Annotated in this window: 19 protein-coding genes and 1 riboswitch; of the genes, 6 read left to right on the forward strand and 13 right to left on the reverse strand. The window is 61.9% G+C overall.

The features are described from left to right. Positions 1–2: 2 nt before the first annotated feature. The 7 genes from ACHZCU_RS10080 to ACHZCU_RS10110 all read right to left on the reverse strand — a co-directional run bounded on the left by ACHZCU_RS10080 (position 3) and on the right by ACHZCU_RS10110 (position 8,315). Complete coding sequence (locus ACHZCU_RS10080) at positions 3–1,490, reverse strand: TolC family protein (protein ID WP_319518679.1); 1,488 nt, start codon at positions 1,488–1,490, stop codon at positions 3–5. Beyond that, the gene (locus ACHZCU_RS10085) at positions 1,487–3,313 is read right to left on the reverse strand and encodes an FUSC family protein (protein WP_319518680.1); all 1,827 of its coding nucleotides are present in this window, start codon (positions 3,311–3,313) and stop codon (positions 1,487–1,489) included. The genes ACHZCU_RS10080 and ACHZCU_RS10085 overlap by 4 nt, the downstream gene beginning before the upstream one ends. Beyond that, complete coding sequence (gene mdtN / locus ACHZCU_RS10090; protein ID WP_319518681.1) at positions 3,297–4,331, reverse strand: multidrug transporter subunit MdtN; 1,035 nt, start codon at positions 4,329–4,331, stop codon at positions 3,297–3,299. Before mdtN ends, ACHZCU_RS10085 begins: the two co-directional genes overlap by 17 nt. A 3-nt stretch (positions 4,332–4,334) precedes the next feature. After that, positions 4,335–4,568 (reverse strand): YtcA family lipoprotein, encoded by a 234-nt coding sequence (locus ACHZCU_RS10095; RefSeq protein ID WP_227023773.1) that lies wholly within the window; start codon positions 4,566–4,568, stop codon positions 4,335–4,337. 162 nt (positions 4,569–4,730) lie between these two features. After that, positions 4,731–5,555, reverse strand: coding sequence for a YfaZ family outer membrane protein (locus ACHZCU_RS10100; RefSeq protein ID WP_319518682.1), 825 nt, complete (start codon positions 5,553–5,555; stop codon positions 4,731–4,733). 8 nt (positions 5,556–5,563) lie between these two features. Continuing rightward, the gene (locus ACHZCU_RS10105; RefSeq protein ID WP_319518683.1) at positions 5,564–7,009 is read right to left on the reverse strand and encodes an amidohydrolase family protein; all 1,446 of its coding nucleotides are present in this window, start codon (positions 7,007–7,009) and stop codon (positions 5,564–5,566) included. A gap of 115 nt (positions 7,010–7,124) precedes the next feature. Then, positions 7,125–8,315, reverse strand: a complete 1,191-nt coding sequence (locus ACHZCU_RS10110) for an alpha/beta fold hydrolase (protein WP_319518684.1) — start codon at positions 8,313–8,315, stop codon at positions 7,125–7,127. Positions 8,316–8,515: 200 nt separating this feature from the next. Here ACHZCU_RS10110 and ACHZCU_RS10115 point away from each other — a divergent pair, with 200 nt between their 5' ends. Next, on the forward strand, positions 8,516–9,910 hold the full coding sequence (locus ACHZCU_RS10115; protein WP_319518685.1) for a glutamate decarboxylase: 1,395 nt from the start codon (positions 8,516–8,518) through the stop codon (positions 9,908–9,910). 70 nt (positions 9,911–9,980) lie between these two features. On the opposite strand, the gene ACHZCU_RS10120 is transcribed toward ACHZCU_RS10115, so the two are convergent. The 6 genes from ACHZCU_RS10120 to ACHZCU_RS10145 all read right to left on the reverse strand — a co-directional run bounded on the left by ACHZCU_RS10120 (position 9,981) and on the right by ACHZCU_RS10145 (position 16,528). After that, positions 9,981–11,078: a linear amide C-N hydrolase gene (locus tag ACHZCU_RS10120; protein WP_319518686.1), complete on the reverse strand. Its 1,098-nt coding sequence runs from the start codon at positions 11,076–11,078 to the stop codon at positions 9,981–9,983. A 102-nt stretch (positions 11,079–11,180) separates the two neighbouring features. Then, positions 11,181–12,170, reverse strand: coding sequence for a TRAP transporter substrate-binding protein (locus ACHZCU_RS10125; protein WP_319518687.1), 990 nt, complete (start codon positions 12,168–12,170; stop codon positions 11,181–11,183). An 11-nt stretch (positions 12,171–12,181) separates the two neighbouring features. Further along, entirely contained in the window at positions 12,182–13,981 is a 1,800-nt protein-coding gene (locus ACHZCU_RS10130) for a TRAP transporter large permease subunit (protein WP_319518688.1), read from the reverse strand. After that, positions 13,978–14,640: a thiamine phosphate synthase gene (gene thiE / locus ACHZCU_RS10135; protein WP_319518689.1), complete on the reverse strand. Its 663-nt coding sequence runs from the start codon at positions 14,638–14,640 to the stop codon at positions 13,978–13,980. The genes ACHZCU_RS10130 and thiE overlap by 4 nt, the downstream gene beginning before the upstream one ends. A 113-nt stretch (positions 14,641–14,753) precedes the next feature. Further along, positions 14,754–14,856: riboswitch (TPP riboswitch) on the reverse strand. A 38-nt stretch (positions 14,857–14,894) separates the two neighbouring features. Then, positions 14,895–15,572 carry an HAD family phosphatase gene (locus ACHZCU_RS10140; protein WP_319518690.1) on the reverse strand — a complete coding sequence of 226 codons (678 nt, stop codon included), beginning with the start codon at positions 15,570–15,572 and terminating at the stop codon, positions 14,895–14,897. Further along, positions 15,569–16,528: a sugar-binding transcriptional regulator gene (locus tag ACHZCU_RS10145; protein ID WP_394706045.1), complete on the reverse strand. Its 960-nt coding sequence runs from the start codon at positions 16,526–16,528 to the stop codon at positions 15,569–15,571. The genes ACHZCU_RS10140 and ACHZCU_RS10145 overlap by 4 nt, the downstream gene beginning before the upstream one ends. Before the next feature lie 114 nt (positions 16,529–16,642). Between ACHZCU_RS10145 and ACHZCU_RS10150 the strand changes: the two genes are divergently transcribed. The 5 genes from ACHZCU_RS10150 (at position 16,643) to tsaE (ending at position 22,439) form a co-directional block, all read left to right on the forward strand. Further along, entirely contained in the window at positions 16,643–16,786 is a 144-nt protein-coding gene (locus ACHZCU_RS10150) for a hypothetical protein (RefSeq protein ID WP_181190881.1), read from the forward strand. Positions 16,787–16,824: 38 nt separating this feature from the next. Next, positions 16,825–17,868: an NAD(P)-dependent alcohol dehydrogenase gene (locus tag ACHZCU_RS10155; protein WP_319518691.1), complete on the forward strand. Its 1,044-nt coding sequence runs from the start codon at positions 16,825–16,827 to the stop codon at positions 17,866–17,868. Between the two features lie 128 nt (positions 17,869–17,996). Then, a complete protein-coding gene (locus ACHZCU_RS10160) occupies positions 17,997–19,238 on the forward strand; it encodes an MFS transporter (RefSeq protein WP_106312334.1) in 1,242 nt (413 codons plus the stop codon). Positions 19,239–19,518: 280 nt separating this feature from the next. Further along, entirely contained in the window at positions 19,519–21,996 is a 2,478-nt protein-coding gene (locus ACHZCU_RS10165; protein ID WP_319518692.1) for an ATP-binding protein, read from the forward strand. Further along, positions 21,996–22,439: a tRNA (adenosine(37)-N6)-threonylcarbamoyltransferase complex ATPase subunit type 1 TsaE gene (tsaE, locus tag ACHZCU_RS10170; RefSeq protein WP_394706046.1), complete on the forward strand. Its 444-nt coding sequence runs from the start codon at positions 21,996–21,998 to the stop codon at positions 22,437–22,439. Before ACHZCU_RS10165 ends, tsaE begins: the two co-directional genes overlap by 1 nt. Positions 22,440–22,524: the final 85 nt, after the last annotated feature.

A 22,524-nucleotide genomic window follows, 5' to 3' on the forward strand; every position in this document is an offset into this window, starting at 1 on the left:
CTTCAGCGCGCTGTGGCCGTTGCTGCCGAGGAGCCGAGAACGAAGGCGAGATTGGCAGCGGCGGTAAAGGCAGCTTCGCGCGCATCGCTTTCGGCAAGCCGCGCCTCCAGCAGTCCGGTCTGTGCGGTTGCCAGGGCCGAAACGGTTCCCACCCCGTTCTGATAGGCTTCGAGCGCGGAATCATAAGTCTTGTAGGCCGCCTGACGGAGCTTTACCGCCGAGGCATTGGCCTGAAGTGCGGTGGTCAGCGCATTCGAGGCCACCACGATTTCGCGGGCGGCGGCATCTTTCAGCTGTTCGAAATTGCGCTGGGCCGCTTCCACACGGCTTTTGGCCTGTTTCAGATTGGCATCACGCATGCCGGCGTCATAAAGCGGAATGGTGGCGCCAACCATGATGTTGCCGTTCAGCCCGTTATTGTCGATGGTCGGCAGTCCGCCCGCGGTCACTCCGGTTTCATAGGATGAAAGCGTTCCGAACACGCCGATCTTTGGCATGAAATCGGACTGCGCCTTTTTCACGCCAGCGCGGCTGGCCTCAAGCGTGGCATAGCCGGCGAGAATGTCGGGCCGTTTTGAAAGGGCTATCTCGATCATGGTCTCGACTGGTGCACGCGCGGGCGCGGGCAGGCCGCGCCCGGCGGTATCCCGGATCTTCAGCTTCGACATCGGCGAGATGCCGAGCGCGCCGAGAAGCGCTTGATAGGTGTCCTGTTCGGTGCCTCTGGCCTGCACGAGGCCGAGTTCGGCCTGGGCGACAATCTGTTCGGCCTGGGCCTGGTCTACCGATGTTGCAAGCCCGCTGTTGCGCCGTGCCCGGACCGCATCCAGAACCGTGCGGCTGTTGGAAAGCGCCTGGCTTGCCGCGCGGGTATGGGCGCGGGCGGCGTTATAGTCATGATAGGCGCCGGTCACGGCAAAGACCAGCTTCTGGTGCATGGCGTTGAACTGATAGTTGGAGGCCAGCGAGGCCTGTTTGGCCGCCTCCACGACCGCGCTGCGGCCGCCGAAATCAAGCGCCAGCCATTGCAGCGCCATGAACGGCACCACGCCCTGAATATTGCTGTCGAAATAAGCGCTGCCACCGATCGGAACCGGAAGTTCGGCGGAATTGTCATTGGTGCCGGCAATGACATTGGCGGTGATCACCGGCAGATAGGTGGCCTCCGCCATGCCGACGGCAAGGGCGGCCTGACGGGCCTGTTCCCAGGCGGCCCGGGTGCCGGGATTGGTGCGCTGGGCAAGGTCGATCAGTTCCGGCAGCGCGTAGGTCTTCTGTGTATCGATGACCGGCGGCGACAGCGCCAGCTCCCTGCCGCCTTGCGCGGTGGTCTTCAGATCGTCCGCATTGGTGTTTTCCGCCGCCGGTTGCCAGGGCCGTTCGGGAGAGGGCGGCGCCAGCGACAGGGAATCGGCCGCGCAACCGCCAAGGGCGGCGAGGGCGACCGCCGCGATGATACCGGCCATTCTGGAAAGACGGATTGGCTTCATCTCGTTTCTCCCGGTTGGGCGGTGCTGGAAAAATCTGCCGGCTCGCTGGAGCTTGCAACCGGGGCCGGCTGCAGATCCGCAACGGGCGGCGGGTCGCGCCGGAACAAAAGCGCCAGCGACAGGCTGTTGAGTGTGCTGGCCGTACCGGCATAGTTTTCGCGATCTTGACGGGAGGGCCGCATGTGGCGCGGTTCGTAGGGCGCCATTTCCACGGCATTGCGGATCACGCCGAGATCGGTCTGGACCGAAGCAACAAGTGCGGTCGACGCGCGGCGGGTGGCAAAATCGAGACCGGCGAGTTGTTTCAGCTTGTCGGTGGCCATGGCGGTGCGCTTCTTCACTTCGGTGGCAACGCTCACCGGCCAGATATTGGTGAAGATCACATAGACCACGGCATTGCCGAAGAGAATGCCGATGATGCGGTCGCTGGCGGCACTCAGGCTGGTGCCCGGCCCGAACCCCTGCAACACCGTCAGGAGGAAGGCGAGCGCGATCTGTACACCGCCATAGGAAATCCGCTCGCTGCCGGTCGAAACCCACGCCGCCAGTGACACGACGGCAAAGATCAGCACGGCAAGCCCGCCGACGGATTCAAGCTGCGGAATAATGAACAGGATTGCGACAAGCCCGAAAAACGCACCGATCAGACAGCCGGTGATGCGCAGCACCAGCTTGTGCACCGTATCGCCTGTGGTGCCGAGCGCGGCGACATAGCAGGTGATCATCGCGGTATGAATGCCCTGCCAGTCGATGGCGGTATAGATGAAAAAGCAGGTGACGGCGGCAAGCGTGGTCTTCAGCGCGAATTGCAGATGAACGGGATTGGAAAAAATGTCCGGCGAGACGGCCGGATCGTTCACCGCCGCGCCCTTGTCCAGGGCCGCCATATGGCTGAGGTCATCCAGTGTGCGGGCGATATCGTCAAACAGGCGCTCGCCCTCGAACGCGTCTGCATGAAAGACCGGAAGGTCTTTTCCTGCGAGAACAGCCTCGGCCATGCTGCGGCAGATGCGGGCAAGTTCGAAGCGGGTTTCGCCATCGGCCTCGTCCGGCAGCGCCGAAACCGCAAGCAGCAGGCGGTAGCTGTGGGCCTGTCCGCGTTCCAGAAATTCATAGGCCTTGCCGTAAACAAGGTGCAGGAGCTTTGTCAGCATCAGCCTCTTGTCGGATTCGGCCATGCCCTCGCCGAGCGCGTCCATGAAGGCGAGATCATCGGCGGCCTCGGGCCGTTCCAGACGCTGGGCGGCAAGTTCCAGCCGTTCGGCAATGGTCTGGCGCAGAAGCTTTTGCGGGGGAATGCCGAACAGGAGATTGTAGACGGCCATCACCGCCATCGGCACGAACACCATTGCCCAGGCATAGAGCACGGCACGGGTGGCGATCTCGCCAAGGGGAATGTTGCCGAGCAGGGTCAGGACGAAGGAAATCACCAGCGCGACAATACCCGCCTGCTCGCCCGCCTTGGTGGCGGAATCCAGATAGAGGAAGATGAAAGAGGCCAGAATGATAGCCGCGATCTGTGCGGGCGGATGATCGATGGTCAGGTTGATGATGCCGATCAAAAGCACGACCACGATGCTGACAGCGCCGATAATGCCGACGCCGGTGACGACATTTTCCGCTGCATTGGCCCGCATCAGAAAAATCACCAGATAGCAGCCGATGGCGGCTTCGGGAAAATGATACATCATCGAGATGACGGTCGAGATTGCGCAGATGGCGCCGATGGACAGCGCCAGACGCAGACGTCCGGGAAAGGGCCGGAGATCATCGATCAACCGGCGCGACTTCCGCTGCAGCATGCTTTCAGCAGTCATCGCCATGGCGGACCACTGTCGAGGCGGATGCGCCGATGCGCATCAGGTTTTCCGGCGGGTCAATCAGTTCGATGCGCACCGGGAAGCGCTGCGCGATCTGTACCCAGTCAAGTTCCTTCGGCACATAGGGAAGGGCGCTCGGCACCTGGATCATGCTTTCGGTTGCAACGCCCCATCCGATACCCTGAACGCGGCCCTTGATCTCCACCGAGCGGTCGGCCATCACATAAACGGTGGCACAGGTCCCTGCCGGCAGGTCCTTCAGTTCCGCCTCGCGGTAAAGCGCGGTTGCAAACCATTGTCCGGTATTGACGAGCGTGAACAGCGGCGCGCCCGAAACCACGAACTGGCCGCTCGAGAATTTCAGCCCGACCACGCGGCCATCATGCGGCGAATAGATTTTCGTATTGGCAAGATTGTATTTGGCAAGGTCGAGCGCGGCACGGCGCGCTTCGATCACGGCCAGGGTTTCCTCGGGCGTGGAAATCAGCGCGTCTGCGGCCTTGGACTGCTGAAGCGCCTGTTCGAGCGAGACCTCGGCATCACGTTTGGCGGTGCGGGCATCCTGCACCTGCTGGTCGGTGACGTAGCCCTTGGGTTGCAGTGGTAGCAGGCGTTCCAGCGTCTCGTCGGCCAGTTCCAGATTGGCGCGTGCGCGCTCGATCTGCTGTGTGGCGATCTGGGCGTTGGCCGTTTCGGCGGCAATGTTTCTGTTCTGGGATTCGTAGAGTGCTTCAGCCGCCTTCAGATCGGCCTCGGCCTGGGCCACCAGAAGGCGGTAGGATTCATCTTCCAGCGAGAACAGCAGATCGCCTTTGCTGACCTCGTCGTTTTCGGCAACGTGAATCTCGGCGATCCGGCCGGGCACGGTCGACGAAATCTGCGTAATCGGCGCCGTCAGCGTTGCGTCCTGCGACAGAATATTCGCCTTCATCCGCGTCATGTGGGTCCAGCCCAGATAGACGGTTGCGCCGATGACGATGATCGGGATGAGGGCGACAAGTTTTGCCTTGGTGCTCAACATGGTTTACCGCCCGAACAGCAGGATTGACGACAGCAGGCCGATGGCGATTGCCAGAAACAGGTAGACGATCACGCGCAGCGGCATCACGGCGTCAATGCCGGCCTTGATGAACAGGAGCCTGATGATGACGGCGCCGAAAACGCCAATCAGCGAACAGGCTATCCATGAGGGGAAATACGCCCCGAAGAAGGGAATGACCGGGCCGCGCTCCGCGCTGCTGCAAGCTGAAAGCAGCAACAAACCCGCCGGAAAAAGCCCCCTTTTACGCAATACACGCACGCCCCGCACCTGACCCTTTTATTGTTTCCATCCCCGCTTCCCCTGAAGCGTTCACAGTGTTCCCCACCGTGGCCCCGAGTGTCAACCAGACCTGACAATCAGGCTTAACATGCCGCCGGATCAGAACCGGAAGGTGAGGCCCACGGTCGGTCCCTGCATCTCGATGTCGAACAACTTGCCGTCGTCGTCATAGTCGACGGACATGTATTTGTAACCAAGCGAAAGAGCCGTCGAGCGCGAAAGATCGTATCTGACCACGCCCATGGCCTGCCATGTGATATCCGAACCGATGGAAAAGCCGGCGACATCGGCCTCGCCGACAAAGCTGAAGCCCTTTCCGAAATCATATTCCATGCGCGCGCCGAAGGCCGGGTCCACCCAGCCGAAATCACGCTTGGCCCCATAGGTATTGGGTGTGCCGGGAATACTGGCCGAAACATCGGTCCACGCCTTGACAACGCGGACACCGGCCAGCGCGTCGAGCGCGAACCTGTCTGTATCCGCAAGCCTGTAGGCGCCGAACAGCGCGGCATTGAACAGCCGGGCGTCAAGATCAACATTGACCCCCGGGACCGGACCGAAACCGGGAAGCGTCACCGGACCGGTGGCCTGTTCGTTCTGGCTGTCGATATACATCACGTCCGCATAGACCCCGAACCTGCCGTCGGTTGCGAGAAAATTGACGAAGCCGGCAAGCTTCAGATTGTCCAGTATCTCCGAAAAATTGCGGTCGACCCGCACGGTCGGAGCGCTGCCGAAGGGGGAAGCCTTTCCGGAAAGCCCTGCGCCCCAGACATAGGGCGTAACCTCGAAGGTCCAGTTATTGGCCGTCACCGGTGCCGGTTGAGGTGCAGGCGTTGTTACCGGGTCTGCGGCGAGCGCGGTTTGAGAAAGAGCCGCTGCCACCGCGCCTGCGGCCAGAAATTTGAAAGCATATGCGTGCATATCGTCTCCTATGCCAGCATGTTCTTGAAGAAACGGCCATCCTTCATGATGGCGGTCATGTTGTCCGGATCGGCAATCAGCGAAATGTCGTCCAGCGGATTGCCGTCGATCAGCAGCATGTCTGCGTAGCTGCCTGCCTCGATCACCCCGAGGCGACCGCGATAGGGATTGCGTTCGCCGGAAAGCTGCAGCAGTTCGCCGGTGCGGCTGGTGGCCATTTTCAGCACGTCGGCGGGCGAGAACCAGTCGGCCAACTTGGCAAGCTGGCGGCCCTGCGAGCTTGTCCGGGTCGGATTGAACAGGATATCCGTGCCCCAGACCATGCGTTCGATGCTGAACCGGTTCGCCCATTCGAAACAGCGCACCGTGCCCTCGGCGATATTGCGCTGGTCCTGGCGCTGCTGCTCGCTGCCTTGCGGGTTGGAATCGGCATCGGCCAGGAAGGGCTGGATGCTCCACCACGTACCGGTGTCGACGATCATGCGCACCGTGTCTTCGTCGGCCAGCTGGCCGTGTTCGATACAGGCAACACCGTTTTCGATCGACCGCTTGATGCCGGCCGCCGTATAGACATGGGCGCAGACATAGGTGCCCCAGTCCGTTGCCGCCTGCACCGCGGCGCGGATTTCTTCCGGGGTGAACTGAAGGCTGGGGATCGGGTCATATTGCGATGACACGCCGCCGCCGGTCATGATCTTGATCTGGCTTGCGCCCAGCATCAGTTGCTCGCGCACGCGGTTCAGCACCTGCGGCACGCCGTTGGCAATCGAGGAAATCCCGGCTTCCTCGGCATGGCTGAGATTGGTGTTGTCGGAGGCGGGGATTTCATAGGGGAAACGGAAGTCGCCGTGGCCGGAGGTCTGGGTGATCATCGCGCCGGCCGGATAGATCCGCGGGCCGATGGCCTTTCCGCCGTCGATCGCGCGTTTGAGCGCGTAGGACGGGCCGCCGACATCGCGCACCGTGGTAAAGCCCCGCATCAGCGTCTTTTCGGATTCCGCTGCGGCCACGAGGTGAACATAGGGCACCTGAGCGGTCATTGCCGTCTGCATCGGGATGGCACAGAGCAACGAATGCCAGTGGGCGTCGATCAGGCCGGGCATCAGCACGCGGTTGCCGCAGTCAACGATATCGGCATCGGCCACCTCTTCGGCAACGGGAGGCAGCGCTTCAATCCGGCCGCCACGCACCAGCACATTGCGGCCCTCCGTCAGGGTGTCGGACATTCCGTCGAAGATGCGGACATTGGTCAGCAGGGTGGCGCGGTCATTGGCTTCGGCAAGACTGGGTACGGATGCAAGCGCACCTGCCGCGATGGTTCCGGCCACGCCCTTGAGCACCGAACGCCGGCTGAAACCATCCATCAGCCGCTGATTGAGACGGGCGAATTCCGGTGTGTGGCACGGGCAACCCGCCCCGTGAACGAGGTGCTGATATTTTGACCCTGCGCGCACCATCCCCTCCTGCTGTCGTTGATAAGACAGGTAAATCTTAAAGGCCATGACCTTATTTGCAAGGAATGGTTACGCCCGGTCCCGGTCTTTTGTCAGGTCGCGGCAAGAAAGCCGGCTATCGTCCGGCCTCTTGTGCGTCCATGGCCTGGCCAAGGATGTTGGCAGGATCGATGATACGGCCCATGGTATCAAGGAACCGTACGCCGGCGGTGCGCAGATCGCTGCCGAGGTCGGCATCCTCGTCCAGTTCGGGATAGATTGCGGCAAGCGCGGCATAACGGCTGTGGTTGAGCATATCCCTGGATGATATCGAGGAGATATCGAGCAGCGACACATTCATGGCCTGCGCCTGTTCGAGCACTTCCGGGTCGGTGATGTCCAGTTGCCCCGTGCGCTGGCGGTTGCCCTGTATCAGGCGCGAAAACCCGAGTGCGCGGTCGTCGCTGGAGACCATCACCATCAGGGGCGGATCGAGCGGGCCGATCACATCGACCTGGGCGGCAAAAACGTCCTCGTCGATGTCGGGCGCGGCGAGGATGACATTCAGCTTGCGAAGCGCGGTCTGCTTGCCTTCCAGGCTCAGCTGCCGCAGCGCCTCCATCGTCAGCCAGCCGCCCATGCTGTGTCCGAACAGCATGACCGAACGGACACTGGATTGTGCGGTGACCTGTTCGATAACATCCGCCAGCCCGTCACGCGAGAAGGTGGCCGATTCCTTGTCGGTGGCATAATCGAGAATGCGCGCCTGCGACGGCCACGAAAACAGGACCGGAACCCCGGGAACATTGCTGTCGGCGGCAAGCTGCGCCATCCGGAAGAGGCCTTCCTGAAACGAGACATTGAAGCCGTGCACGAAAATGCCGACACTGCCCTGGCTGGTTTCGCGCGCGCGCCGCGCAATCCGCGCATCGAACGCCGATTGCGAGAGCATGGTATGCTTCAGCACGGTGAAATAATCTTCCGGGTTTGCCTTGGGGGAATAGGGCCATTCGATTTCGCCGGGGGCATGGTCCGGCGGGATCGAGATCACGAATTCCGCATAGCTCAGGTCAAATTCGCGCTCACGGGTGAAGCCGTCGATCGGTTGTGCCGCGCGTTCGCGCGTCGTTGCCACATAGACGGTGACGGTGCGCGCACCTTCGATACCGGCAGCTTCGGGACGCGGGTAAATCGTTACCGTGTCGGGTCTCGACGTGCAGGCGGACAGCAGCAGAACTGCAAGAACGCTCAAAATAATGTGTAACGCGTCAAGCCGCTTGCCGAACCGGTTCATGCCATTTTCCAGAATATGCGTTGTGACCGGCATGATCTGATTTCTTTGCCTCGGGTCTGGGGCGCTTGCCCTTTTATCTGATCTCTACGGGGACGCCTGCCGGAAATCAAGTACGCGGCGTCGATCGGTTTGCGGTCGCTTGCGAAATCCCGTGCCTGCGCCATCGTCTTGACCGTTTCGGGGGGAGCCGATAACACCGTTTGAGAGACCAGCGACAAAGGGAGAGGATGCCGATGACGGACCAACGCCAACAGGACAACCCGTTCGATCTCAATGACGAGACCTACGGTGCGGCCGATCTTTCGGCGATCCTGCCGAAATCCGGCTTTCCCGAAAAGGAACGCGCTCCGCGTCTTACCTATGCCGCCATTCATGACGAATTGCTGCTCGACGGCAATGCCCGCCAGAACCTGGCAACCTTCTGCCAGACCTGGGAGGAGCCGGAAGTCCACAAGCTGATGGACGATTGCATCGACAAGAACATGATCGACAAGGATGAGTATCCGCAGACCGCCGAAATCGAGGCGCGTTGCGTGCGGATGCTGGCCGATCTCTGGAATGCGCCAGAAGGCCCGGCGACGGGAACCTCGACAACCGGCTCGTCCGAAGCGGCGATGCTGGGCGGGCTTGCGATGAAGCGCCGCTGGGAAGCACGGCGCAAGGCCGAGGGCAAGCCGACCGACAAGCCGAACCTGATTACCGGACCGGTGCAGATCTGCTGGCACAAGTTTACCCGCTACTGGGATGTCGAGCACCGCGAAATTCCGATGGAAAACGGCCGCCTGCTGATGACCCCGGAAGAGGTTTTGAAGCTCTGCGATGAAAACACCATCGGCGTGGTGCCGACCCTCGGCGTCACCTATACCGGCGAATACGAGCCGGTGAAGGCCGTCTCCGATGCGCTTGACGATCTTCAGGCACGCACCGGGCTTGATATTCCCATCCATGTGGATGGCGCCAGCGGCGGATTTCTGGCGCCCTTCTGCGCGCCGGATCTGGAATGGGATTTCCGTTTGCCGCGGGTGAAATCGATCAACGCCTCCGGGCACAAATTTGGCCTGTCGCCGCTTGGCGTGGGCTGGGTCTTGTGGCGTGAGGAGCAGGATCTTCCCGAGCAGATGGTGTTCTGGGTCAATTATCTTGGCGGCAACATGCGCGATATCGCGCTCAACTTTTCGCGCCCGGGCGGACAGGTGATCTGCCAGTATTACAACTTTCTGCGGCTGGGCCGTCAGGGCTATCGCAAGGTTCACGAGGCCTGCTACCGCAGTGCCGCCTATCTGGCGGATGAACTGAGGAAGACCAATCTTGTCGATATCGTTTTCGACGGCGACATGGAAAAGGGCATTCCGGCGGTTTCGTGGAAGCTGAAAGATAATCTGCCGACCAATTACACGCTGTTCGACCTCGCCGACCGTCTGCGCGCACGCGGCTGGCAGGTGCCGGCCTATACGCTGCCGGCCAATTGCGAGGATCAGGCGATCCAGCGCATTCTGGTCAGAAACGGCGTTTCGATCGACCTGTGCTCGTTGCTGATCGAGGACATGAAGGCGGCGATCGACTATTTCAGGGCACACCCGATCACCAAACCGCTGACCGAAGACGAAGCCTCCGGTTTCCATCACTGAGCGGGCTGCGACAGCGCTATATCAGAACGCCGCGTCCCCGAAAGACGCGGCGTTTTCTGTTTGGAACGCCCTAAAGCGCCAGCAGCACCTTGTCGGCATCGGGGCTGGCCTGATCGAAGGCTTCGAGCGGGACGACCTTGGGGCCGGTGGCGCCGGCCTTCAGCGCGGCAAGGTCGAAGGACGCATAGCCGAGGCTGTTATAGGTGCGCAGCATGACTGTGCTGCGTTCCAGATCGATCAGCGTGATCCAGGAGGTATATTCGGTGATGAACTCCGGTTTTTGCGCCGGCTGCTGGCCGGTCAGCTTGGTGGCCGATTCCGTCAGCGCGCTGGCCTTGGCGCTGGAATAGACGGAGGCCCCCTTGGGCCGGTCGAACTTGTTCATCACATGGCCAAGCTGGCGCAGCGATGCTTCGGGCCCGTCCGCCTTTTCTGAAAAATGGGCATAATAGACAGCCCGGACAAATCGGTCGACGGCGGTGTCCGAACCGGGCAGCGTCACCGTGGCGATGCCGGAATCGGGCTGTATGAAATTCTGTCCGAGCAAGGTCGCACTCGAATGGTCGATATTGCTGAGATGGGTATAGTTGTTGAGATTGGTCAGGTGCCAGTCGAAACGCGGGCTGTTGGTCATCACGCCCAGCGGGTTGTCGAAGATATGGCGTTCGCCGTCGAAGAATTCGATGACGATGGATGCGCCGCTCCGGTCATGAACCGTGTAGTGGAACGGCGGCACAACGCCGCCGAGGGCTGCCAGCGGATCGACCAGAACCGTCTGCTTTTCAAGCGCTTCCCTGACTTCCGCCACGGTGGAAAACTGTGCCAGCATCCATGCGCCGAGATCGATTGCCGACAGCACCGGCACATCCTCGGCTTGCGTGTCATCGGGGCCATGCGTGTCGGCGAAGGCAAGCAGGGAGAAATTCAGCCCGGCCTCGTTCAGGCCTTCCACCACTTTCAGGTCCTCGACGCTGCCATTGGGCACCACGACGCCGAAAATGTCGTAGCGGCTCTCATAGGTCAGCGGTGCATGATTGCCGGCCTTTGACGAAAGCGGTGTGCCGCTGGGCAGGAACGCCGCCAGATAAGGCAGTTCCACCGGCAGCTCCAGTGTGCGTCCTGCGTAAACGGAGCCGGAAAGATCTGTGTAGAGCAGGGACGTGCACATGGATTACCTCGTTATCTATTGGCGCATTGGCGAGAGAGTATTGCGGGGTTTTCGCCCGCGCAAGGTCTGAGACCCTCGAAGATCATTTCCGATTTCCGCCCCTCAGGTGTTTGCGACCGTTTCGATCCGTTCCATGCCGCCGACAGCCGGGGCGAAATCGGCCCAGACGTTCCTGGCGCCCGCCCGCCAGGCGTCCATGTCCTCGGGCTGGAACACGGTGCCGCCATTTTCGCGCGCGGTTTCCATGGCCGCGGTTTCATCTTCCACGATCAGCGCATTGAAATAGAGCGCGGCCTCGGCTGAAATCGCCTCCAGAACGGTCTGGGCCTCGGGATCGAGCCCGTTCCAGAACGCTTGTGAAAAATAGATCACGCCGGACGCGCGGATATGCCCGGTTTCGGTCAGGCACGGCACGACCTCGTAGAGCTTGAAACCGGCATAGGCGGATTTGGTCAGGTCCATGGCATCCGCAACCCCGGTGGCCAGCGCGTTATAGGTCTCGGTAATCGGGATGCCGACGGGAACCGCGCCAAAGGCGCTCCACAACCCGGTATGAAGCGGACTGTTGATTACCCTGATCGTGACGCCTTCAAGCCCTTCCGGCCGGGTTACCGGCGTTTTCGTCAGAAGATGGCGGGCGCCGTAGTCGATAAAGCCGCCGACGATGAAGCGCTCATCGGCAAGCGCGCTTTTCAGTTCCGCGCCCACGGGGCCTGCAACCACGCGGCCAAGGTGTTCAGGACTGCGAAACAGGAACGGCAGGTCGAGGATCTGCAATTGCGGCACCCATGACGACAGCGCCGAAACGGTCGAAAGGCTCGCCTGCACGGAACCGAGGCGGATGCTGTCGGCAACCTGTTTTTCCCCGCCCAGCGCGCCATTGGCGACGATGTTGAAGCGAAAACGGCCGGGCAGCCGTTCCTCGGCCTTTTCGGCGATATAGCGCCAGATTCTGGTTTCCGGCTTGTCCTCTCCGAGCAATGAGGCCACGGTCACCGTGGTCTGCGCCAGGGCCGGGCGGGCGATATACGGGGCCGAAAGCGCGGTCAGCGTAGCGGCTTTCAGGAAATGGCGACGGGTGAGGGGCTGCATGACGTTTCCTCTCAGATCAACAGGGTGCAGATGCACAGAATGGCGATTGCCGCAAGAAGCGCGGCGAGATAGGGCAGCACCGCGCGAAAAAGCTCGGCCGAGGGAACCTCCGTCACACCGGCCACCACCAGAACCAGCATGCCGACCGGCGGCGTCAGGCCGCCGATCATCAGCGTGGTGACGATGATCACGCCGAAGGCGATCGGGTCGATGCCGGAACCGGTGGCAAGCGGCAGCAGAAGGGGGCCTAAAAGCAGGATCGCCGCGCCGATATCGAGAACCAGCCCGGCGCCAAGCAGAACGATGACGGAAAAGGCCAGGACCGCGGCGGGAGAACCGCCGAAAGCGGCAACGGTTGAGGCGATCATGCCGGATACGCGGTCAACGGCCAGCTGAAAGGCAAACGGTCCGGCCGAACCGATGAGAAGGCCGATGGCCGCCGCTTCGGTCGCGGTCTGCCGGAAAACCGAAAAAAGCGCTGTCCGGCGCGTTTTCGAAAAAGCCGCAAGTGCAAGCGCATAGATGGCCGCAAGGGCTGCCGCCTCGGTGGTGGTGACGATGCCGATGCGGATGCCGGCAACCACGATGACGCCGAGCCCGAAGGCGGGGACCGCTGCCAGCAGGGATCGCCGGCGTTCGCCCCTGGCCGCCGGTCTGCTGCCGGGCAGATTGCGGGTCGTGAGGTAAATGGCGATGGAGAGAGCCGCCGCCATCACCAGCCCCGCAAACAGCCCGCCGAGAAGCAGCGCGCCCACGGAAAGGTCGGTCGCGGCCGCCAGGATCAGGAAGGCGATTGACGGCGGGATGATGTTGTCGAGCACCGACGAGGCGGCAATGATCGCGCCGGAGCGGGCCGGCGGATAGCCATGGCGCACCAGTTCCGGGTGAAAGGTGGTGGCGGAAAACACGGCATTGGCGACCGACGAGCCGGAGGCCCCGGAAAACAGCGTGCCGGTGGCCAGCACCGTCTGCGCCAGCCCCCCGCGCCGGTGGCCGACCAGTGAGGCGGCGAAGGCCACAAGGTGCGTTGCCGCGCCCGAGGCGGAAAGGGCTGCCCCCGTCAGCAAAAAGAACGGAATGGCGAGCAACAGAAAGTGGGACATGCCGGAAACGGTCGTGGTGACGATGGTTTCCGTTCCAAGATTGCCGCCGAAGGGAATGGCGATCATCGCCGCCGCGATGAAGGCGTGGGCAAGCGGTGCGGCGGCGACAAGGCCGACCGCCGCCGCTATCGCGATCGCAATGCTCGCAGGCAGGGCGGTTGTGACGGTGACGTGCAGGCAGGCGTAATAGACTGCGGATGCGAGGGTCGCGGATGCGGCAAGCGGCAGAGCCTGCCGTTCGCCGATGCGACGAAGAACCAGAATGATCGCGAGAAGACCGCCGCCTGCGCCGGTCACCGCAAAACGCACCCATTCGGGAAGGCCGAGTGCCGGCGATGTGCCGCCGATGAGGTTCACGACGCGCGTGCTGCCGAAAATCAGCACAAGAGCCGCCAGCAGGCTGAACGCATCGGCAATGATGCCGGCCAGTTTTTTGGCAGCCGGGCCGAAAGGCAGATCAAGCCGCATGGAAAGCGGGCCGGACAGCACAAGCGGTGCGGCAAGGGCAATCAGCGCCACATTCAGCCAGATGCCGAGATCTTCCGTTCCGATAACGCCGGTGTGAAACAGATAGCGCAGAACCACGCTGGTCAGCACCACGGCGAGCATCACCGCCAGCACGGTGGCGGCGACCATCGCGAGTGCCGTTTCCAGCCGCGTGGCAAGCTGTGCTGCCCGGGCGTGCAGCGTGCCGGGCTTTTCCGTCATTGTGCCGGGGGTGCGATGGCCGTGTCTACGCTGCGGCGGAGTTCACGGGTTGCGGCTGAAACGTCGGGTGCGTGGAAAATCGCGGAAATCACCGCAATGCCGTCGGCGCCTTCGGCCATCAGCCGTGGCACGTCTTCAAGCTTGATACCGGCAATCGCGCCAACCGGCAGGTCGGGCCGCGCCCGTTTGAGGCCGCGGCGCAGCGCACGAAAGCCGTTGAGGCCCACCGGAGGATCCATATTGATCTTGGAAAGCGTCTGGAAAACACCGCCGATACAGGCGTAATCGACCGGTGCGGCCGCCGCCCTGGCGCCATCGGAGGCGTTCTTGACCGTGAGCCCGATAATGGCGTCCGGGCCAAGCAGCTTCCGGGCGATCTCCGCCGGCATGTCGTCGCTGCCCAGATGCACCCCGTCGGCCTCGGCCGCAAGGGCCACGTCGATCCGGTCATTGACGACGAAGGGCACGCCGGTGGGCACAAGCGCCGCGCGGATTTGAACGGCGCGTTCGACCATCTGACGGGTTTTGGCGAATTTGTCGCGATACTGGATCAGCGTTGCGCCGTTTTCGGCGGCAAGCCGCGCCAACTCCGCCAGCGGCGCGGCCTCAACCAGACCGGCATCGACAATGGCGTTCAGGCGATAGTCGACCGTTCTCATGGCCGTGCCCCGGCAAGAGTTCCCGGCGGGCAGATGTTACGAATGTCCAACGGCATAGAAAGCGCTCCACGATCATACGAAGACCGGGCAGCGGCGCGGGCGCGAAAACAGGGAAGGCAACCATTTTCCGTTCCTACGCCGGTATGACCCGGATCAGGTTCAAGGGTCCGGCGCATTGCCATCTCAGCATCGGATGATGCTCCCCTCGGAATTTCCGTGATTCTGTCGGGCTTTGCGCCCCCTGTCAACAGGCTTCAGGCAGCGCCGAACGCGGCTTGCCGGAAACCGGACAGGTCTGTGAGCACGGTGTCGGCGCCTGCGCTCTGAAGCCGTTCGGCATGAAGCGGCCTTATGCCTTCAAGGTGGCCGCCGCCGACAAAGCCGACACAGCGCATCCCGGCGCGGCCGGCGGCAATGACGCCGGCAATCGAGTCTTCAAGCACGACACAGTCGCCGGCCTGCGCGTCGCTCTGTTCGGCGGCGTACAGAAAAACGTCGGGCGCGGGCTTGCCGTGTTCGACCGATTCCGCACTGAAAGCGCGGCCGCGGAAACGGTCGGCAAAGCCGATACACTCAAGCGCCACACCCAGCCGTTTGTAGGAGCCGCCGGACGCGATGCAGTAGCCGATGCCGGCTGCATCCAGACTGTCGAGCATGTCCGCGGCACCCGTCATCGGCTGCAGTTCGCGGGCGTAGCGGTCAAACAGCCGCGCATACCAGTCCTTCTGAAACGCGGGCTCAACCGGCTTGCCGGTGCTGTTTTCGACAAAGGCGGTGATCTGTTTGATCGAGGCGCCGAGAAACTTCTCGACCAGCGTATCCCAGTCGACCGTTATTCCGTATTCTTCAAGTGAGGTCTGGAGTTCGGCGAGCGCGATGATTTCGCTGTTGGCGAGCACACCGTCGAAATCGAAAATAACTGTTTTCTTCATGAGGTCCTGGCCAGAATGCGTTCGGCGGTGATGTCGTCGGTCACAAGCGTGGTAACGAGCCCGCGGCGGATGGCGGCGATGATGACGTCGACCTTGTGTGTGCCGGCTGCGGCAAGCACCCGCTCGGGAACCTTCTCAAGCGCATCAAGCCGGATGCCGACGGCACAGTCATTGATGAAGTGGTCGACCTCCCGGCCGTTGTGATCGATAAAATGGCCGACGATATCGCCGACCGCGCCTTTTTCGGAAAGGGTCGCCGGTGTGACACTGGACGGCAGTCCGGTGTTCATCAAAACGGACCTGTCGGACAGGTCGCCGGCAACCAGAACGGCGAGATCGAGGGTTTTCAGCTTTTCCAGATGCTCGCTGAAAACGGCATCGGAGAGAAACTCTTCCCTGTCTGTGCCGGGCGAGAGGTAGACCGGGGCGGCAAACAGCGAATATCGGGCGCCCAGCCGGTCGGCAAAACCAGAGGCGATCCCGAACGTGTTGAACGATGCGCCCTGCGATGTGCCGCCGATCATCGATATGATTTCGATTTCCGGCAATTGCATGCGCGGCAGATGGGTCATCGCGTTTGTCAGCGTCATGCCCCAGGACACCCCGATCCGCTGCCAGCGGGCCTCGCGCAATCCTTTTGCCAGATAGTTGGCAAGGGCGGCGCCTGCGGGGCGCTGATAGTCGTGATTGTCCGCATTGGCCGGCGCCACGATGGCGTCGGCAAGGCCGAAGCGGGTCTTCAGGTCTTCCTGCAGGCGCAGGCGCATGACATGCGGCGACTGGATATCGACCCGCACCAGCCCGTCGGCGCGCGCGCTTCTGATGGCCTGGTTCACGCGCAGCCGGGTGACCCCCATCAGTGCCGCCACTTCGGACTGGGTCATTTCATTGATGAAATAATGCCAGCAGACCTCGACCAGAAACGCCTCGGTTTCCACACTCGTTTCACTTGCCACCAGGCGCATCCCGTCGCGCGTTTCATACCTGTCCGTCATATGAACCGTTTTCATCTGAAATGCAAATTTGACATTTGTAAATTTACATTTATGTTTTTATTGAAACAAATGTAAATGGCGTATAACACGCTTTTGTCACGGGGTATTCCGGCGGGTATCGACCGTTCTGGTGCCATTGCGGAAGACCGGTCTGATGGCGTCATCGCGGCCGTGAAAGACGTCAATTTCATCGACGCGGTGAGTGTTGCCGCGCCTTAGCAAGGAGTATGTGTTGTGTCGGAGGAGGCCAAAATAGCATGAAGGCGCTGGTACTGGAGGAAAAGGGTCGACTGAACCTCAGGGAGATCGATCTGCAGCAGACACTCGGTCCCGACGATGTCAGCATTTGCGTGCACACCGTCGGCATTTGCGGATCGGATGTGCATTACTATACCCACGGCAAGATCGGCCCCTTCGTGGTTGATGCGCCGATGGTGCTCGGCCATGAGGCTTCCGGCACGGTGGCCGCAGTGGGCGCCAATGTGGGCCACCTGAAACCCGGCGACCGTGTCTGCATGGAGCCCGGCATTCCCGATCCGAATTCGAAGGCGGCAAAGCTCGGCATCTACAATGTCGATCCGGCTGTCCGCTTCTGGGCAACGCCGCCGGTGCATGGATGCCTCGCGCCGGAAGTCGTTCATCCGGCGGCCTACACCTTCAAACTGCCCGACCACGTCACCTTTGCCGAAGGGGCGATGGTCGAGCCCTTCGCCATCGGCATGCAGGCGGCAATGCGGGCCGGCATCAAGCCCGGCGATGTCGCGGTCGTGACCGGCGCCGGCCCGATCGGCATGATGACCGCGCTTGCCGCCCATGCCGGCGGTTGCTCCAGGGTGATCATTGCCGATTTCAGCCAGCCCAAGCTTGATATCATCGGGCGCTATGACGGCATCGAGACTGTTCATCTCGGCGAGACATCGATGGCCGAAGCGGTCGCGCAAAAGACCGGCGGCTGGGGCGCGGATGTCGTGTTCGAATGCTCCGGCGCGCCATCGGCCATTCTCGGCGTTTCCGGCCTTGTGGCGCCGGGCGGCACGGTTGTTTTCGTCGGCATGCCGATCGATCCGGTTCCCGTCGATATCGTCGGCCTGCAGGCGCGCGAAGCGCGCATCGAAACGGTGTTTCGCTATGCCAATGTCTATGAGCGGGCCATTGCCCTGATTGCCAGCGGCAAGGTCGACCTGAAACCGCTGATTTCCGATACGGTGCCGTTTGAAAAATCGGTGGAAGCCTTCGACCGCGCCGTCGAGCAGCGGCCGGAAGACGTCAAGCTCCAGATCGTTCTGACGGATGACGCCTGAGGGCGTCGCCGCTCTGCCACATGAAACGTCCTATCAAGGGTCCTGACGTCAGAGTTCAGATATATTCGTTATTCCCGCGTCCTGATTTTTGCTAAGTATCCGGACGGGGAAATACGGGACAGATCTGAATGGACCAGACGGAAAACCGCGGCATCGACCGCGACATGCTGATCATCATGCTGGCAGGCGGGCTCGTACTGGCGCTTTCCTTCGGGGTGCGTTCGGTGTTCGGCGGGGTTGTCCTGCCCCTGTCGGATGACCTGTTCGCCGGCCGGATTGAAATCTTCTCGCTGTCGATTGCCATTCAAAACCTCGTCTGGGGCCTGGCGCAGCCGTTTTTCGGCATGCTCGCCGACAAGTTCGGCGACCGGCGCGCACTCTGGCTCGGTTTTCTGTGCTATGGGCTCGGCATGCTGATCTGTGTTTTCGGCACCACGCCCTTTGCCCAGCACATGGGGGCCGGCGTTCTGGTCGGCATGGGCGTTTCGGGCACGGCCTTCGGCACGGTTCTGGCCGTGGTCGGGCGTGCGGCCCCGGCCGAAAAGCGCGGCTTCTATCTTGGCGTCGCATCGGCCATGGGCTCGGCCGGTCAGGCGCTGCTGCCACTGTTGACGGCCTGGCTGATCAGCTCCTTCGACTGGCGCACCACGCTTTTGATCGTCACCGCGCTGTTGACGCCGATGGCGCTCGCGATCCCGTTTCTGCACGTCAAGAGCAAGGTGTCCGCAACCCAAAGCGACATCGACCTGCCACAGACCATCCGCCATGCCTTCGGGCATACGAGTTTCGTGATGCTGGCGGCCGGTTTCTTTGTTTGCGGTTTTCACCTTGCCTTCATCACCGCGCATCTGCCCAATTACGTGCAGAATTTCTGCACCGGCACCGGGCTTTCGGCGCCCGAACTCAGGGCGCTCGGCCTGAAGGCGCTGGCGCTTGCCGGCTTTGCCAATATCTTCGGCACGCTGATTGCCGCCCGTCTGGGCAATTTCTTTGCCAAGCCGCATGTGCTGGCGGGGATCTATGCGCTCAGGGCCGTTGTCATTCTGGTGTTCATCTGGTTGCCGCTGACGCCGGCTTCGGTGCTGATCTTCGGTCTGGTCATGGGCGGCCTGTGGCTGTCCACCGTGCCGCTGACCAGCGCGCTAATCGTGGTGATGTTCGGGCCGCGCGCCATGGGCACGCTGTTCGGCTTTGTCTTCCTCAGCCATCAGCTCGGCGGTTTTGCCGGTGTGTGGTTTGGCGGAATATGGTTCGACCGCTACGGCAATTACGATCTGATCTGGTATATGGCCATTGCGCTTGGCGTCATTTCAGCCCTGATCCACCTGACTGTGCGCGAACGGGCGGCGCCGGTCATGGCCGGAGCGTGAGGGCCTTAACACTTCCGAAAGCATGTTCACATTAATCTCGGCCCGTCCCTTCCAGCCGGGCGCGGGGCGTTTATTTCTGCGGGACTCTTTTCGCGGATTCGTCAAGCGTCTATGTTTTGAAAGGGGCGATTCGGTCTGTCAACGGCCGGGTCTTCATGACATGTGAACAGCCTCTTGAAGGCGGCCTTTGCGCTTTGCGGCAATTGATCGAGCGCAGCCCGCCGAAAGACAGATGCGGAAGAGACGAATGGAGCGGGGCGGCAAAAGCAACGAGGGCCGGATGATTCGCAAAAGGTGCGGCAAGCGCGCCATTGCGCGATGGCTTGCAGCCGGCACGGCATTGTCGCTGTCGGCGGCAAACGCCTTTGCTGCGACGCCTGATGCCCCCATGCTGTCCTCGCGTGAGGTCATGGCGCTGTCGGCCTTTTGCGGCATTCTGGCGGCGACCGTGCTTTCCACGCTCTGGTTCATGCGCCTGCGCGGCCGCACCGAGGCGGAAAACCAGCGGCTTTCGCTTGAGCTGGAAAATCACCGCGAACGCATCGCCAATCTGAAGGCGCTCAACGCCGAGCGCAATCGCCGCATCGTTTTCTGGGAAGGGCCCGATGCCGAACCGGAATTTCTCGGCACCCTGCCGAAAGAGGCCGGCGCGCCCGAAGATGAAGATGCTTTTCTGAATTTCGACGGCTGGCTTTCGCCCGGCAGCACGCGACAGCTCGTGAGCGCGATCTCCGCCCTGCGCAAGACGGCCAAGGCGTTTGAAATGCTGGCCGAGGCCCGCAATGGCTATGTGCTGGAAGTCATCGGCGGCACCACCGGCGGGCGCGCCCATGTCCGCTTCGGCGCGCTGGAAAGCGTTCGCGCCGAGCTTGCCGAACTGAAGGTGGAACACAAGCGCCAGAAGGCGCTGCTCGATCGCTTCGAGACATTGTTCGAAGCCGTCGACATGCCCTGCTGGCAGCGGGATGCGGACGGTGCGCTGATCTGGGCGAACCGTGCCTATGTAAACGCTGTGGAAGGCGGCCAGCGCGAAGACGTCATTGCCGAAAACCGCAGGCTGGTGGGCGCTGCCGTTCAGGAAAAGATCGACGAGGCGGTGCGCTCCGGCACGCGTTTCGATGGTCGCCAGCCGGTGGTGACCGGCGGCAACCGCACCTTCTTCGAACTGAGCGAAGTGCCCAATGGCGACGGGTCGGCCGGCATTGCCCGGGACGTTTCCGAACTGCAAGGCATCGAAGATGCGCTCGAGCAGACGCTTGAAAGCCATGCCGATACGCTCAATCACCTGAATACCGCGGTCGCGATCTTTGACGCCGATCGGCGGCTGAAATTCTACAATCAGGCTTTCGAGAAACTCTGGAAGCTCGATATGGGCTTTCTGGAATCCCATCCCGACAATGGCGAGCTGTTCGAGCGTCTGCGCGCCGACGGCAAGCTGCCGGAACCGCATCTTTGGCGTGAATGGAAAGACAAGGCGCTTTCTGTCTATCGCGCCGTCGAGCCCTATTCCGATCTCTGGTATCTGCCGAGCGGCGAGACGCTGAGCGTGTTCGCCTCCGCCCATCCGCGTGGCGGCACCACCTGGGTGTTTGAAAACCACACCGAGCAGGTGGCGCTGAAAACCCGCTACAACACGCTGGTAAAGGTTCAGGGCGAGACCATCGACCATCTTTCCGAAGGGGTTGCGGTGTTCGGGCCGGACGGCAGGCTGAAACTGTCCAATCCTGCCTTCCTCGCGCTCTGGCGCATCGCCGACAAGGATGCCGAACCCGGCACCCATATCCGCGCGCTGATGCAGACCTGTGCGGATGATCCGGGTGCTGCCGATGGCTGGAAGCTGTTCGCGCGGATGATCACCTCATTCGACGATGAGCGCGTCTCCCGCCAGGGCCGTCTCGATCTCGCCTCCGGCCTGGTGCTCGATTATGCGGTGACGCCGCTGCCGAATGCGCAGACCATGCTGACCTTCGTCAACAAGACCGATTCGATCAAGGTCGAGCGCGCGCTGACGGAGAAGAACGACGCCCTGCGCAAGGCGGAGGAACTGAAGAACGCCTTCCTCGAACATGTCAGCCACGAGCTGCGCACGCCGCTGACCTCGATCATGGGCTTTGCCGAACTGCTGAAGGCGCCGGATACCGGCGCGCTGACGGCGCGTCAGAGCAATTATGTCGATCACATCGCCAATTCTTCCTCGGTGCTGATGACCATCGTCAATGACATGATCGATCTGAAATCGGCCGATGCCGGCATTCTCCAGCTTGAGCTCGACCATATGTCGCTCGATGACCTGATCGATTCCGTGGCGGACGATATTTCAAGCCGTCTGCAGGAAACCGGCGTGACGCTGGAAATCACCGCGCCGCCCGCGCTTGGGCCGATCACCGCCGATTTCCAGCGCCTGAAACAGGTTCTGCTGAAAATCCTCGGCAATGCCGTCAAATACGCCCCGCGCGGCTCGATCATCGCGCTGTCATGCTGGCGCGAGAAGGGCGATTTCGTCTTCACGGTTACCGACAGCGGGCCGGGCATTGCCGACGACGCACTGGAAAGCGTGTTTTCGCGGTTTGAATCCGGCGGTCGTCAGGCGCAATATGCCGGCGCCGGTCTCGGCCTCGCCATTGTCGAAAGTTTCGTCGGCCTGCATAACGGCAAGGTCTTCATCGACAGTGAGCCGGGTGCGGGCACCACCGTCTCCTGCCGCATTCCCGATGCCGCCGCAGACAAGGGCGGAGCCGAAATCATTGCGGCGGAATGATGGACCGTTTCCTGCCGGACGAGGCCGCGACCATTGCTTTTGCTGAAAAACTGGCGCCGCTTTTGAAGACCGGCGATTGTCTGGCGCTGTCCGGCGATCTCGGCATGGGCAAATCCACCTTCGCCCGCGCGCTGATCCGCGCCCGTCTCGGCGAACCGGCCCTTGATGTGCCAAGCCCGACCTTCACGCTGGTCCAGCTCTATGACGGCGCGCCGCCGCTTTATCATTTCGACCTCTACCGGTTGTCCGACCCGGACGAACTGATCGAACTCGGTTTCGACGAAGCGCTCGACGAGGGGATCAGCCTTGTCGAATGGCCGGAACGGGGCGAATTACCGGACGATGCCCTGACGCTTTCCTTCGAGGAGGAAGGCAATGGCCGCCGCGTCCGGCTTTCCGGTCCCAATACGCGACTTGAAGCACTGGCTGCTGCGTTTTCCTGAAGCTTTTCGTGCGGTGGCGGATGCCGGCCCGTGGCAACGACTGTGCGCAGCAGCGCTTGCAGACCCCATGTTTGGCCCGTAAAAC

The sequence above is a fragment of the uncultured Martelella sp. genome (genome assembly GCF_963677965.2).
Classification (GTDB): Bacteria; Pseudomonadota; Alphaproteobacteria; order Rhizobiales; family Rhizobiaceae; genus Martelella; species Martelella mangrovi.